Source organism: Haliea atlantica, from assembly GCF_054779855.1.
Window position 1 is genome coordinate 1 of the sequence record NZ_BAAGXL010000026.1, and the last position, 14149, is coordinate 14149.

Annotated in this window: 17 protein-coding genes; 8 read left to right on the top strand and 9 right to left on the bottom strand. The window is 59.5% G+C overall.

Going from position 1 to position 14149, the window contains the following annotated elements; all coding sequences use genetic code 11:
• Positions 1-166: 166 nt before the first annotated feature.
• Positions 167-1144: a glycosyltransferase family 2 protein gene (locus ACYVGS_RS16005; RefSeq protein ID WP_460589688.1), complete on the bottom strand. Its 978-nt coding sequence runs from the start codon at positions 1142-1144 to the stop codon at positions 167-169.
• Positions 1145-1149: 5 nt separating this feature from the next.
• A complete protein-coding gene (locus tag ACYVGS_RS16010; protein WP_460589689.1) occupies positions 1150-1530 on the bottom strand; it encodes a GDP-mannose 4,6-dehydratase in 381 nt (126 codons plus the stop codon).
• Positions 1531-1621: 91 nt separating this feature from the next.
• Here ACYVGS_RS16010 and ACYVGS_RS16015 point away from each other — a divergent pair, with 91 nt between their 5' ends.
• The gene (locus ACYVGS_RS16015; protein WP_460589690.1) at positions 1622-1798 is read left to right on the top strand and encodes a hypothetical protein; all 177 of its coding nucleotides are present in this window, start codon (positions 1622-1624) and stop codon (positions 1796-1798) included.
• 11 nt (positions 1799-1809) lie between these two features.
• On the opposite strand, the gene ACYVGS_RS16020 is transcribed toward ACYVGS_RS16015, so the two are convergent.
• A complete protein-coding gene (locus ACYVGS_RS16020; protein ID WP_460589691.1) occupies positions 1810-2598 on the bottom strand; it encodes an FkbM family methyltransferase in 789 nt (262 codons plus the stop codon).
• 6 nt (positions 2599-2604) lie between these two features.
• Positions 2605-3927 (bottom strand): flippase, encoded by a 1323-nt coding sequence (locus ACYVGS_RS16025; protein ID WP_460589692.1) that lies wholly within the window; start codon positions 3925-3927, stop codon positions 2605-2607.
• Between the two features lie 252 nt (positions 3928-4179).
• Between ACYVGS_RS16025 and gmd the strand changes: the two genes are divergently transcribed.
• The 5 genes from gmd to ACYVGS_RS16050 all read left to right on the top strand — a co-directional run bounded on the left by gmd (position 4180) and on the right by ACYVGS_RS16050 (position 9914).
• Positions 4180-5301 carry a GDP-mannose 4,6-dehydratase gene (gmd, locus tag ACYVGS_RS16030; RefSeq protein WP_460589693.1) on the top strand — a complete coding sequence of 374 codons (1122 nt, stop codon included), beginning with the start codon at positions 4180-4182 and terminating at the stop codon, positions 5299-5301.
• Positions 5301-6290 carry a GDP-L-fucose synthase family protein gene (gene fcl, locus ACYVGS_RS16035; RefSeq protein ID WP_460589694.1) on the top strand — a complete coding sequence of 330 codons (990 nt, stop codon included), beginning with the start codon at positions 5301-5303 and terminating at the stop codon, positions 6288-6290. The genes gmd and fcl overlap by 1 nt, the downstream gene beginning before the upstream one ends.
• 108 nt (positions 6291-6398) lie before the next feature.
• On the top strand, positions 6399-6644 hold the full coding sequence (locus ACYVGS_RS16040; protein WP_460589695.1) for an exodeoxyribonuclease VII small subunit: 246 nt from the start codon (positions 6399-6401) through the stop codon (positions 6642-6644).
• The gene (locus tag ACYVGS_RS16045; RefSeq protein ID WP_460589696.1) at positions 6644-7537 is read left to right on the top strand and encodes a polyprenyl synthetase family protein; all 894 of its coding nucleotides are present in this window, start codon (positions 6644-6646) and stop codon (positions 7535-7537) included. The genes ACYVGS_RS16040 and ACYVGS_RS16045 overlap by 1 nt, the downstream gene beginning before the upstream one ends.
• Before the next feature lie 196 nt (positions 7538-7733).
• Complete coding sequence (locus ACYVGS_RS16050) at positions 7734-9914, top strand: molybdopterin-containing oxidoreductase family protein (protein ID WP_460589697.1); 2181 nt, start codon at positions 7734-7736, stop codon at positions 9912-9914.
• 82 nt (positions 9915-9996) lie between these two features.
• On the opposite strand, the gene ribA is transcribed toward ACYVGS_RS16050, so the two are convergent.
• The 3 genes from ribA to ACYVGS_RS16065 form a co-directional block, all read right to left on the bottom strand.
• Entirely contained in the window at positions 9997-10590 is a 594-nt protein-coding gene (ribA, locus tag ACYVGS_RS16055) for a GTP cyclohydrolase II (RefSeq protein WP_460589698.1), read from the bottom strand.
• Positions 10591-10716: 126 nt separating this feature from the next.
• Complete coding sequence (locus tag ACYVGS_RS16060; protein ID WP_460589699.1) at positions 10717-11379, bottom strand: TIGR02281 family clan AA aspartic protease; 663 nt, start codon at positions 11377-11379, stop codon at positions 10717-10719.
• A complete protein-coding gene (locus tag ACYVGS_RS16065; protein WP_460589700.1) occupies positions 11376-11849 on the bottom strand; it encodes a phosphatidylglycerophosphatase A family protein in 474 nt (157 codons plus the stop codon). Before ACYVGS_RS16065 ends, ACYVGS_RS16060 begins: the two co-directional genes overlap by 4 nt.
• Before the next feature lie 283 nt (positions 11850-12132).
• On the opposite strand from ACYVGS_RS16065, the gene ACYVGS_RS16070 reads away from it, so the two are divergent.
• Both ACYVGS_RS16070 and ACYVGS_RS16075 read left to right on the top strand, forming a co-directional pair.
• Positions 12133-12369 (top strand): type II toxin-antitoxin system Phd/YefM family antitoxin, encoded by a 237-nt coding sequence (locus ACYVGS_RS16070; RefSeq protein WP_460589701.1) that lies wholly within the window; start codon positions 12133-12135, stop codon positions 12367-12369.
• A complete protein-coding gene (locus ACYVGS_RS16075; protein WP_460589702.1) occupies positions 12366-12767 on the top strand; it encodes a type II toxin-antitoxin system VapC family toxin in 402 nt (133 codons plus the stop codon). Before ACYVGS_RS16070 ends, ACYVGS_RS16075 begins: the two co-directional genes overlap by 4 nt.
• A 12-nt stretch (positions 12768-12779) precedes the next feature.
• Here ACYVGS_RS16075 and thiL read toward each other — a convergent pair whose 3' ends face one another.
• Entirely contained in the window at positions 12780-13697 is a 918-nt protein-coding gene (gene thiL, locus ACYVGS_RS16080; protein ID WP_460589703.1) for a thiamine-monophosphate kinase, read from the bottom strand.
• Positions 13697-14149: a transcription antitermination protein NusB gene (nusB, locus tag ACYVGS_RS16085; protein ID WP_460589704.1), complete on the bottom strand. Its 453-nt coding sequence runs from the start codon at positions 14147-14149 to the stop codon at positions 13697-13699. The genes thiL and nusB overlap by 1 nt, the downstream gene beginning before the upstream one ends.

Sequence of the window (14149 nt, forward strand, 5' to 3'; positions counted from 1 at the left end):
TGATTGCCAGCCCTGCGGGCTCGATCCTGAAATCCACATGAAATGACGAAGAACCAGAAAAAAAGTTAAAGATTTTTCCACCCCTGGTATAGGAACGCAAAGATCACAGATCAAGAAACTCAAATATACTCGGCAGCGCTAATTAAAAATCTTATTTGAAAAGCAGTTAAGGCCAGGCGACATATTTTCTCACGAGCCCACAAAGAAACCAAATTATTCTTCGAAGAAATTTGAGAAAATTATAGGGAAAACCTAGTGACCTGCCACCGAGAGAATACTCAAACAGATATTTATCCGCTTCTACGCTATGCTCAACATCAGCTGGATGGACAACTTCCCCAATTGGCGCGACCGGTATTGCAGCGAGAGGGCTATCCTCCACCCTAGTGTGAGTCGAGTCAGACCCAAAACCAATATTGCTAACTAGATTAACATTCGGCGTAGCCGTGAGACCTCCTTGAAACCAGAGGCTTGCAGTCCAGGGATAGTCCCACGTATCTATTTTTCCGGCATGCACACGCTGAAAAATTTTGGCCCAATAACGTCGCTCCGTAGGATCCGGTATCTTGTCCCGCCAATCAGCGGACTGTGACCATTCGGGCCAAAACGACAGGTCTCCTTGATAGTGTTGCCATGCGCGGCGCCAGCTCGCCCAGCCCCAACAGTGATTGTATTTGGAGAAGTAGTAGGAGGCACTCCCACGATGTATCCCGTTCTGGAAATTATCGCCAGTAACGACCGAAACTCGTTCATCATCTCTATACCGATCAAGAACCAGCTCGGTAAATCGAAAAAAGTCCGGATGCGGTAAACAGTCGTCCTCGAGGATAATACCTTGCTCTTCGTGCTCAAAGAACCACGTGATGGCCTCACTGACCGCACGTTTACATCCGAGATTTTTGTCACGGAATAGAGTTTTGAGCTCGCATGGCCAGTCTATCGCTGTTGCGACGGAGCGAGCAGCCTCCACTCGCGCAAGCTCTCCTTCATTTCCTTCGCGCGCACCGTCAGCGGAAACATACAAGCGAGGGGGTTTCGCGCGGCGAATTTCCTCAAAAACTTTAGCTGTGGTATCCGGGCGATTAAATATCAGAAAGAGGACTGCCGTGCTAAGGTGTTCTGGATGTGTGGAGAGATCAGCCATTGATCTCAGCCTTTTAGCAATTCGTCAAAATATGCAATAGTCTTCTTCAACCCCTCTTCCATCGTTATCCTTGGCTCCCACTCTAAAGTCTCTTTCGCCATTGTGATATCTGGCTGCCTCTGCCTGGGGTCATCCGCGGGCAGAGGCAGGTAGATAGACTCGGACCTTGATCCTATCAGGCTGTGAATCGCCTTTGCCACCTCAATCATCGTAAGCTCGTTATGATTACCCAGGTTCATTGGGCCCGCCACTTGGTCGACGCTATTCATCAGCCGCACAATGCCTTCGATAAGGTCGCCCACATAGCAGAACGACCTCGTTTGCCTGCCGTCCCCGAAGGGAGTAGCTGGCTCATTGCGGAGCGCTTGCATGATGAAGTTGGACACCACTTTCCATCATTGAGGTGCATCCGCGGCCTGGAAATCATGCCAGGTTGTAGATCTCATCGACTTCGACACAGAGGGGAAAGGTCACATCATGTCGCAACAGCTCAAAGTGGGAATTGTGGAGCAGATGCGTGATTTTATCACTGGCGCCGGCAGAGAAATTGTCCAGAAAAATGATATCATGACCTTCATTCAGAAGCCGTTTTCACAAATGCGATCCGAGAAAGCCAGCGCCGTCAGTGACAAGGATTCGGGTGCGAAATTATAATTTTTCATCCATTATTCATCAAGAATCGCCACAATATTTTGATACGCAAAGATTTCACATCCGAGCGGGCTATAGTTTTTTATTTCAAGCATTTCATTGGGCAGCAAACGATAGAGCTTGTATCCTGCAAGCATTCTCCAGAAATCCCGAAAGAAAACTTTTGAAGATACATTCATTTCATTAAATTCGAAATGAATAGCCTTTATCTTTCTTTCAGACAAGGATTTCGCACCCCCTCGGAGCACTTCTAACTCATTTCCCTCGGTGTCTATTTTCAAAAGCGAAATTTCACCGATACCGTTTTTAGCGACTATTTCATCAAGAGTTGTCACTTCAACTTCATGCGCTACCGCCATACCGGCCCCATGGAGCTCCGTAATCACATCCTCGAACAGAGACGCGTGCGACGAGCCATCTTTATCTGCATAATCGTAAAGTTTTAGTACGCCAGCTTCTCCAGATAGGCCCTTGTTGATGGTGACAATTTTCACACCACCAAAAGCAGCAGACAGCAACTCAAATGTCGCAGGATGAGGCTCAATGGCGTAGATGCTCAACTCTGGATTGAACTCAAGCGCCTCTTTGCTGTAGCAACCCTTATTTGCTCCGACATCAATCAAAACACCCTTTTTACCAGGAAGATACGTTTTCAGGAATGAACGCTCGCCACTGGCGGTAGAGTTCCTATAATTTAAAATACCCAAGCCGCTGAGAGACAGCCTAAACAAGAGTTTGTTGAATTTTTCGAAACACCTCCTCGAAAAAACGATAGCATATATATGGACAATTTGCTCCAGCATTTCTCTTTAGCTCTTGAATTGCAAAAATTGCAAAATTCGCAACGGGCTCATGGCAGCTAGCTTCATAAAAAACATCGGCCGAGTAGACGTCTGTAAGAGGTCAAATAACCAAGCGGCAATTACCTGTGAAATAACTGTCGCAATTGCCGCACCAACAGCCCCATAAATCGGGATCAACCAAAAATTCAGAGCAACATTCGCAACAGCGCCCAAACCCGTTCTTTGCAAGCTCAGTACCTGCCGATTTTCCGCCAGAAACCATTTACTGCTTGCCACGCCGAGAAAAACAAATACCGCCGCCCAGATGTGTATCGCTACAATAGCTCCAGAGGCGAGATAAGCCTTTCCAAACAACAAACCGACGAGCGGCGTTGCCAAAAAGGTCATAGGGAAAGCAACTGCCACACTAATAACTACCATAAGGTCATAGAGCTTTTGCAAACGCGCATAGTACTCCGCGTGACTGCGCTTCTTTGCTTCGAGAATTGCCGGAAATACTGACGCAACAATCGCCATTGGAAGAAAATACCATACCTCACTGATACGCACTGCCGCGCTGTAAATACCTACCGCTTCATCGCCGATCATCTGCCCGAGCATGACTTGATCAACCTTCATGTAAACCATGACAGCGATCGCTGAAAGGACAAGCGGCCAACTATCATGTAACAAACTTTTAGCTCGTGTCGTGCTGGCTCTCAGGCTTGTAAGTGCAGGGCCTCGGAATCCCAATACCAAAAACAGGAGCGTTGCCACCGATGCTGCCTCGGCGAGCATGACCCATACAAACACGATGAGTGTTGCCTGCTGCAGGATGAGCAATGCTTTGATCGCGGTAAATATCAAGAAAGCGCCGTTCTGCACCCATACGACATATTTAGACTTCACCTGCGATTCATACCAGTACACAGCAATCTCGCTGGTCTTGAACAGCATCGTCGAACCGAGAATTGCGACGATGCTGCGCGCCAGAGCATCATCCGGCCGCAGGTAGGCAATAGCGCCGAGGATCAGCAGGTATGACCCTATCCCACCGAGGAGTTGCAGCAGTGCCGCTGTTCCGAGAGTGATCCTGGCGTTATCCGGGTCCCTGACAATGTCGCGCACGACGATACCCGGTAAGCCAAGCGTAGCGATGGCACCGAACAGACCGGTGAATGCTAGGGCGAAGTTCAGCAGCCCAAACTGCTCTGGCCCAAGGTAGCGTGCAATCCACACACCTACAAACAGACCGACACCCATGCGCAGTATCTTGTCGAAGAATAGCCAGCCGATGTTATCGGCGATCTTCACCAGATTCGGACGATGCGCGATACGGCGTTGAATCACACGGGGGATAAGTTTCATTGATGGTTAGACAGCGTCGGATTCATCTGCTTTGCCGCTCTGGAAGTTGCTGCCCTGCCGTTTCACTGAACCAGGTTTGAGCGCTATTATTGGCGCGAGCCCGCTCGGAGTCTATCACACACAAATTTCCCGCCCCCACAATGGATGGCAGCATATTTGCGTTTCCCGCTATTTCGCCATCTGCTTGAGCCCATGTAGGATGCAGGCTGACCCCGTCCCAATATAGAGCTACCTATGCACCGCAAAGCAGTCATCACCGGCGTCACCGGCCAAGACGGCTCCTATCTGGCCGAACTCCTGCTGGAAAAGGGCTACGAGGTTCACGGCATCAAACGCCGGGCATCGCTGTTCAACACCCAGCGGGTGGATCATATCTACCAGGACCCCCATGTCGACAACCAGCGGTTTATCCTTCACTACGGTGACCTGACTGATTCCTCTAGCCTTACCCGCATCATCCAACAGGTCAAACCGGATGAGGTCTACAACTTGGGTGCCCAAAGCCACGTCGCAGTGAGCTTCGAGTCACCGGAGTACACTGCGGATGTGGACGCTATGGGCACCTTGCGTATCTTGGAAGCTATTCGGCTTTTGGGCTTGGAACGCAAGACAAGGTTCTACCAAGCATCGACATCCGAGCTCTACGGCTTGGTACGGGAAACCCCCCAGCGTGAAACCACCCCCTTTTATCCCCGCTCCCCATATGCCGTCGCCAAGCTCTACGCCTACTGGATCACGGTGAACTACCGCGAAGCCTACGGTATGTACGCCTGCAACGGAATCCTCTTCAACCACGAGTCCGCCCGCCGGGGAGAGACCTTCGTCACCCGCAAGGTCACCCGCGGCCTTGCCAATATCGCCCAAGGGCTGGAGGACTGCCTGTATATGGGCAATATGGACTCACTCCGTGACTGGGGGCATGCCCGGGACTACGTGCGCATGCAGTGGCTAATGCTCCAGCAGGACCACGCCGAGGACTTCGTGATTGCCACCGGCAAGCAGTACTCCGTACGCGAATTTGTCCGATGGAGCGCCGCCGAGCTGGGTTTGCAGCTGCGTTTTGAGGGCGAGGGTCTGAACGAGGTGGGGATTGTAGAAGGGATTGAGGGCGACAGCGCGCCCGCTCTTGCAATCGGCGATACCATCGTGCGCGTGGACGCACGCTATTTCCGACCGGCGGAGGTTGCCACCCTCATGGGGGATGCCAGCCGGGCGCGGGAAGTGCTGGGCTGGGAGCCGGAGATCACCGCGCAACAAATGTGCGCGGAGATGGTTGCGGAGGATCTTAAGGAAGCGCAAAGGCACGCCTTCCTTCGCCAGCATGGGCTCGACTCCCCGATGACGGTAGAAAACTAATGGGCACTCAGCAAATATATGTTGCCGGACACACCGGCATGGTCGGCTCCGCCCTCTGCCGGCAACTCAAGGGCCGCGCCGACTGCAAATTGGTTACGGCCTCCCATGCAGAGCTGGATCTGACCCGCCAGGCGGCAGTGGAGGACTTCTTCGCCCAACACGGCATTGACCAGGTTTATCTGGCAGCCGCGAGAGTCGGTGGAATTCACGCCAACAGCAGCTACCCAGCCGACTTTCTCTACGACAACCTGCTGATCCAGGCCAACGTCATTCATGCCGCGCATCAGGCTGGCGTTCAGAAGCTGTTATTCCTGGGTTCCTCCTGTATCTACCCGAGATTGGGCCCCCAGCCGATGCGCGAGGACGCCCTGCTCACCGGCGTTCTGGAACCCACCAACGAACCCTACGCCATCGCGAAGATTGCTGGTATCAAACTCTGCGAGAGCTACAACCGTCAGCACGGCCGCGACTACCGCTCGGTCATGCCCACCAACCTTTACGGCCCCGGTGACAACTTCCACCCGGAGAACAGCCATGTGGTACCCGCCCTGCTGCGCCGCTTCCACGAAGCGGTGCAAGCCGGTGCAGAAGAGGTGGTGATCTGGGGCAGCGGCACACCGATGCGGGAGTTCCTGCATGTCGACGATATGGCTGCCGCCAGCGTGCATGTGATGGACCTCCCGGATGCGGTGTACAAGGAGCATACCCAACCGATGATGTCCCACATCAACGTCGGCAGCGGGCTGGATTGCACGATTCGCGACCTGGCGGAGACCATCGCTAGAATTACCGGCTTTCGCGGCCGGCTTGTATTTGACAGCAGTAAGCCCGATGGCGCGCCGCGCAAGCTGCTGGATGTATCGAAGCTCAAGGCATTGGGCTGGCGCGCCCAGATACCGTTAGAAGCTGGCCTAAGAACAACCTATGAGTGGTTCCTGTCTAACGAAAGACCAGACCTTAGGATTGGTGACAGCCCAACCTTGAAGTAGTGGTTGGCGCAGCCCGAGCTCCTGCACGCCGCAAGCTCATAAGGACACCAAAATGAGGTGCTCCACTGTTATGATGCTTACCTCAAGCACCCAACTAGCTGCAATCCAATGCCCAAAAAACCACCAACACCAACCTTCGCCACCACCCTGACCGAGCTCGAAACCCTGGTCACCCAACTCGAAGACCCCAACACCCCCCTCGAGCAATCCCTCGAGGACTTCGAGAAGGGCATCAAGCTCATACGCGAGGCCCAGCAGGCCCTGCAGGCCGCCGAGCTGCGGGTCCAGACCCTGCTCGAGCAGGACGGCAAGCCTGTCCCCGAACCCTTCGAGGAAGGCGAGGACGACCAGTGATGCCTGGACTGGACGCCTTTCTGGCGGACACCGTCACCCGCTGCGAGCAGCTGCTGTCACAGCTTACCATTTCCACACCGGGCATCCCTCGGGATTTTCACCCGGCCATCGACTACGCCCTCCAGTCCGGCGGCAAGCGTGTGCGTCCGGCCCTGGCCTGGGCTGCCGCCCGAGCCGTTGGCTTGAGTGATGCCGAGCAGGGCCAGATCGACCCGGTGGCAGTCGCCCTGGAGCTGGTTCACACCTACTCCCTGCTTCACGACGACCTGCCGGCCATGGATGACGACGACCTGCGCCGTGGCCGTCCCACCTTGCACAAGGCCTTCGACGACGCCACCGCCATCCTGGTTGGGGACGGCTTGCAAGCCCTGGCTTTCGAGCTACTCGCCACCAGCCCGGCGCTGGACGACGGGCAAAAGGTCGCGCTGAGCACCGAGCTCGCCCGTGCAGCCGGCTTCTCGGGCATGGTGGGCGGTCAGTATCTGGATATCGCCGCCACGGGTCGGGAACTCTCCCTTGAGGAGCTGCAGACCCTGCACCGCCTGAAAACCGGCGCACTGATCCGTGCCGCGGTGCTGATGGGTGGACTGGCGGCGGGCGCATCCGCTACAAGGCTGGACGCTCTTAAGCGCTACGGGGAAGCTGTCGGCCTGGCCTTCCAGGTGGTGGATGACATCCTTGATGTGGAAGAGGAGAGCGCCACGCTGGGCAAGACCGGGGGCAAGGACGCCGCGACCAACAAGGCCACCTATGTACGGCTGCTGGGTTTGGAGGGCGCCCGGGAGACGGCAAGCCACCTTCTGGAATCCTCTCTGGAGGCCCTTGCACCTCTGGGACAAGACGCCGACCTGCTGCGCGCACTGGCCCGCTTTATCGTCCAGCGCCGCGCATGATGAATCTGCCCAGTTGCCTCCCTGTTTACCCTGCGTCTCCGCGGAGACGCATTCCCGTTATAAACAACCATACCAAGCGCGAACTCGGCTATAAGGGTCGCCTACACCCCGGCGCTCAATAGCCAGATCGCGCGTTGACAGGGGCCCACCCACTAGCCACTATCCGGGGAACTTATAAAAACCGCAGAGCCAGCCCATGGCCAAAACAATCCCCAGTATCTGCCGCCTGTGCATCGCTCACTGCGGCATTCTCGCCACGGTAGAGGACGGCAAGCTCACGCGCGTCAGCGGCGATCCCGCCAACCCGCTGTTTCGCGGCTACACCTGCCCCAAGGGCCGCGCCCTCCCCGATCTGCACAACCACCCTGACCGGCTGCTCCACAGCCTCAAGCGCAACGACGAGGGTGACCTCCAGAAGGTACCCAGCGGCCAAGCTGCCGCCGAGGTCGCAACAAGTATCGCTGAGATCATCGAGCAGCACGGGCCGCGCGCCGTCGCGGTCTACGTGGGCACCAACTCACTACCCTACCCCCTGGGGCCACCGGTCGCCTTTGCCCTCCTGCAGGCACTGGGCTCGCCGATGTTTTTTACCGCCAACACCATCGACCAGCCGAACAAGCAGATCGCCCAGGCCCTGCACGGTATCTGGTGTGGGGGCGACCAGGACTTCCGAGACGCCGACACCTGGTTGCTGATCGGGGTCAATCCGGTGATTTCCAAGGCCGCCGGCGTACCCTGCCAGAATCCTGCCCAACATTTGAAGGACGCCCAGCAGCGGGGCATGCAGTTGATCGTTATCGACCCCCGGGAGTCGGAAACCGCGCGCCGCGCCACCATACACCTGCAGCCACGACCGGGGCAGGACGCCACGCTGCTGGCGGGCATGATCCACCTGATCCTCGAGGAGGAGCTGCAGGACCACGCCTTCCTTGAGGTCCACGTCGAGGGCATGGAGAACCTGCGGCGAGCTCTGGCGCCCTTCACCCCCGAGGTCGCGGCCGCGCGGGCCGGAGTGGATGCCGAGCAACTGAAGGCCGCTGCACGCCTGTTCGCGGGTGCGCGCAAGGGGGCGGTGAACACGGGTACTGGCGCCAGCTTTTCGATGCACGCGAACCTCACCGAATACCTGGCCCTTTGTCTCACGACGCTCTGTGGCCGCTGGCCTCGTGCCGGCGATGTCGCGACGCGCCCCAATGCCCTGCTGCCCCCCTGGCAACCCCGGGCGCAGGCCAGCCCGCCGTTCCCCGCCTGGGGGTTTGGCGAAGCCCTGCGGGTGCGCGGCCTGGCCAATTCCGTCGCCGGTATGCCCACTGCAGGCCTGGCGGAGGAAATCCTGCTGGAGGGCGACGGCCAGGTGAAGGCCCTGATTTGCCTGGGTGGGAACCCGATGACCGCCTGGCCCGACCAGCGCAAGACGCTGGCAGCCATGCAGACCCTCGACCTCCTGGTGACCTTCGACCCTTTCCTGTCGGAGACCGCGCGCCTCGCGGATTACGTCATCGCGCCGCGCATGACCCTGGAAACCCCCGGCACGACTCAGCCCGCCGAAGGCGGCAAGTACTACGGTCTCGGCATGGGCATCCCGGCTGCCTACGCCCAGGTCAGCCCGGCCATTGTCGATCCGCCGGCGGGCTCGGACCTGGTGGAGGAGTGGCAGTTCCTGCGCGAGGTCGCCAGTCACCTGGCGCTCGACCTGGAACTGGTCTCGGCCTATGGTTTCGGCAGCTGGAGCGAAGCACCGATGACCAGCACCGCGCTCACTCGGGACGCGATACTGGACACGGAAACCCTGTATCGGTGCCTCTATGCCAACGCGCGACTGGACTGGGACGACATCCAGGCACATCCCCACGGCTTGTTGCGCGACATTGAGCTGCGCGTGGAGCCCGCGGAGCCGGACTGTGAAGCGAGACTGCGCCTGGATGACCCGACGATGCTCGCCGAGCTGCGGGACTGGCACGCCGCCGCGACCGACTGCACCGACGCGGGCTACCCCTTTCGACTGGTGCCGCGCCGGAGCAACAATTTCATGAATTCCACTGGTCGCAACATTGGCCGGCTCCAGGGCGCCAAGCCCTGGAACCCGGCCCTGATGCACCCGGATGACCTGGCCAGCCTGGGCCTGGAAAGCGGGACATCCATCCGCCTGCGTTCACCCTGGGATGCGATTCCCGCCGTGGTAGAAGCCGACCCCACCCTGCGCCGGGGGGTGATTGCCATGACACACGGTTTTGGCGGACTGCCGGGCGAGGAAGCCCGATTCCGGGAGCTGGGCAGCAATACCGGGCGCCTGCTGAATACCGAGGTGGATTTCGACCCCTATACGGGAATGCCGCGGATCGGCAACGTGCCGGTCACCGTTGAGCCTTTCGACTAACGCTGCCCGTCGACAATTCGGGCTCAGCCCCCGCTGCCCCTGTTGTCTCAAACAAGCGCGAGGCTCTTGCCCGCCGCCCCCGCTAATCCGCCTGAAACAAATGCCCCAGCTTGGCGCCCTTGGTCAGCAGGTACTTCTCGTTATGCGGATTGCTACTGCAATGCAGGGGCACGCGCTCGACCACCTCCACGCCATTTTCTTCCATGGCGGCGACCTTGCGCGGGTTGTTGGTCATCAGGCGGACTTTCTGGATTTTCAGGTGGCGCAGCATGGGGCCGAGGATGCTGTAGTCGCGCATGTCGGCGCCAAAGCCCAGCTGTTCGTTGGCCTCGACGGTGTCGGCGCCGGCGTCCTGCAACTTGTAGGCCTTGATCTTGTTCAGCAGGCCAATGCCGCGACCTTCCTGGCGCAGGTAGAAAATCGCGCCGCGGCCCTCCCTGGCGATGGCGCTGAGGGCCGCCTCCAGCTGGTTGCCACAGTCGCAGCGCAGGCTGAACAGGGCGTCGCCGGTCAGGCACTCGGAGTGGATGCGGCAGAGTACCGGCTCGCCGTCACTGACGTCGCCCATGGTCAGCACCACGTGCTCCTTGTTGGCCTGGGGGTCCTCGAAGCCGTGAATATCGAACACGCCCCACTGGGTGGGCAGGCGCGAGGATTCTACAAAACGTACTGACACTGGGCTGGTCCGCTTGGGCTAAAAGGGCGGTAGTTTAGCACTTTTATGGGGCATGCATGGGGATCGCCTGCGGGCGCTTTCATTCCACCGGACCAGGGCGGCGACTATCCGCTGGGGCGATAGTCGTCACCAGCCCCGGGACAGGCTCAGGACCCCATCCTTTTCCTGTAGCTCCACATGTTCGAGGTAGGTCATGCCCAGCAGGATGGTGGCGGGGAAATTGCCGTCCATCACCGAGGCCCGGACGTTGTCCACGCGGATCCCCCCCACCTCGACGCTGTCCAGCTTGACCACCCAGGCATCGACCACATCGCTGGCCGTCTCCACCCGGGAGGGGCTGCCGCTGCGGTAGTCGATACCCAGGCGTTCCGCCTGACCGCTGTTCATGGCCACGATATTGGCCCCGGTATCCACGATCACCGGCGCGGTACGGCCGTTGATGCGGGCCGTGGTGACGTACTGGTTGCGGTTGTTGCGGGGGATGTCCACCTGGCGCTTGTCGGGCGTTACATACTGGGTGGTAATCATGCGATTGAGGCCAACCGTCTGACGCTTGCCGTCGATCTCCAGCACCGCGGCGCGGGCATCCGCGCTGACCAGGGTCACCCCCTGGAAGCTGTCGCCGGCGCGCAGGGTCTTGCGCTGGCCATTGATCATCAGCACCGCCGTGTTGGGCAGCAGGGCTTCCACCTGGACTGCCACCGGCGGCTGGGCAGACACCCGCGCCACCAGCAGTAAAGCCACCAGCAGCAGCGCCGTACGCGGGAAAAAAGCGGTTCCAGCCATCATCCGAGCCCCCAGAGCGCCACATGCAGAATCGCGCAGGCCATGACACCGGCAAGAATATCATCAATCATGATGCCAAAACCGCCCTTCACCTGGCGGTCCAGGTGGCTGATCGGCCAGGGCTTGGCAATATCCAGTATGCGGAAAACGACGAAGCCGATGGCAATCCACAACCAGTCCGCGGGGACTGCCCACAGGGTGATCCAGTAACCGACGAATTCGTCCCAGACAATGCCCGGGTGGTCGTGCACCTGCAGCTGGTCGCTGGCCCGCTGGCAAATCCATACCCCGACCACCGCCGCGGCCAGCACCAGCAGGCTGTAGGCCCAGAGCGGCCAGTCGGCCACCAGCAGGTAGACAGGCACGGCCGCCAGGGTGCCCACGGTCCCCGGGGCCTTGGGCGACAGCCCACTGCCAAAGCCGAAGGCGAGAAACTGCACGGGGCTGCGGAAGGGAGTCGGGGCCTGTGGCATTGGCGGGTCGTCCGTGATGGTGGCTTTGCCCCAATCAGAGCAAAGACGGGGCACTGCGCGCTCAGGGTTCCTCTGAAAAGTCGGTCGCCTCTTCAAAAAAACCATCAAATGTAGCCATTTGCTACAAAATGCATCCTCAACGCAAGATTATAGGCGAGAGCACTGAAAGATGACATGAGAGTTCGAATGCACCGCCGACTCGTCGGCCCCGCGAAATGACTAGTTGCCATGACTACTGGAGGAGCGCTACCTTATGACTATCGCATATAGTCAGGAAGAAGCCATGAGCTCAATTCATGTCACCAAGTCGGAATTCAAGGCTCGAGCGCTGGAATACTTTCGCCAGGTGGAATCATCAGGCGAACCTTTAGTGGTTACAGACAGAGGCAAGCCGGTGGTCGAAGTGCGTCGATACCGCAGCGACCAGCGGTCCCCACGGGAAAAGCTGAGGGGCAGTGTCGTCCGCTACGAGAGGCCGACTGAACCGGTCGCCGAGGGAGACTGGGAGGCACTGGATTGATTGTTCTGGACACCCATGTCTTGGTCTGGTGGGTCAACCATGCGCCTCAGCTTTCATCTGCCGCCAGCGCTGCAATCGAACAGGAGCTGCAGTCTCCGGTGGGCCTGGTCGCAGTTTCCGCGATAACCGCCTGGGAGATTGCCATGCTGGTATCACTCGGTCGCCTCAGCCTCACCATGGGTGTTGACGACTGGATAAGCGAAATTTCTGCCGTTGAAGGGCTGCAGTTCCTGCCCGTCGACACTGCTGTTGCCATCGAGTCCACCCGACTACCGGGCCAATTCCACAAGGATCCCGCCGACCGCATGATCGTCGCTCTCGCCCGACACCTGAATGCACCCCTGCTTACAGCCGACGAGAAAATCCGGCACTACGAACATGTCCGAACCCTCTGGTAATCCTTCAATCACCTAAAAATGCCGATAGCCGTCGAGCGCAGGGGCCCCGGGGCATTCGACCCCCTCCCCCGCCAGTACCTCGCCGATGCGGGCGCAGCCGGGAGGCAGTTCCATGCCGGGGGGCAGGGTGAAACAGAGCTCGTAATCGTCGCCGCCGCTGAGCGCCCAGTGCAGTACCTGCTCGCGATCGGAATGAGTCAGCAAGGCCGGAGACAGCGGCAGCCGGCCGGGGTCGAATCGCAGGCGCACGCCGCTAGCGGCGGCAATATGCCCGGCATCGGCGAGCAGGCCATCGGAGATATCGATGGCGGCGCTGGCCAGCCCCAGTAGTTGCTGCCCCAGCAGCAGCCGCGGGGTGGGCCGGTGAAAGCGGCCCTCGAGAAAGGCCTCGGAGCTCTCGTCACTGTGCCATTCACCCCGCAGCAGGGCCAGCCCGCCGGCGGCGTCGCCGAGGGTACCGGACACATAGAGTTCATCCCCCACCTGGGCCCCACCGCGCAGCAGCGCCTGGTGGGCCGGCAGCGCACCGAAGACCTGCACGGTGACGGTGAGCGGGCCGCGGGTGGTATCGCCCCCGACCAGGGGCAGGGCGAAGTCGCTGGCGGCGCGACCCAGGCCCTGACTGAAACTGTGCAGGAACAGCTCGTCCGCCTCGGGCAGGGTCAGGGCCAGGGTCATACCCAGGGGGCGCGCGCCCATGGCCGCGAGGTCCGAGGCGGCCGCCGCCACGGCGCGGTAGGCGGTGTCCTCGGGCAGGGTGAAATCGGGGAAGTGCACCCCCTCGACGGCGCTGTCCACCGAGGTGGCCAGGCGCTCGCCGGGACGCAGACTGAGGATGGCACAGTCATCGCCCACGCCGAGGTCGACGCCCTCGCCGCGACCATAGGCGGAAAAATAGCGGGCAATCAGGCTGAACTCGTCCGCCGGCATCAGCGGGCCGCGGCGGTTTCCGCCTGGCGCAGGGAGCGGGCGGCCTTGTCGAGGACGCCGTTGATGTACTTGTGACTGTCGGTGGCCCCGAACTTGCGCGCCAGGGACACCGCCTCGTTGATCACCACCTTCCAGGGGACGTCGATGCGATCGCGCAGCTCGAACACGCCCATGCGCAGCAGGGTGCGCTCAATGGGGTCGAGGTCGCTGATCTTGCGATCCAGCAGCGGCTCGATCACCGCCTCCAGCTCGTCCACCACCGCGGGCACGCCGTGCAGCAGGGCATGAAAGTAGTCGACATCGACGTGGCTGAAATCGTAGTCGCTGCGGAACTCGGCCTCGATCTGGGTGATCGGGGCCTCCGCCATGTGCCACTGGTAGAGGGCCTGGGTGGCGTAGTGGCGGGCCTTGTGGCGCTCGGCTGCCAGGGTATTCAGCGTCTTCTTGGTCAC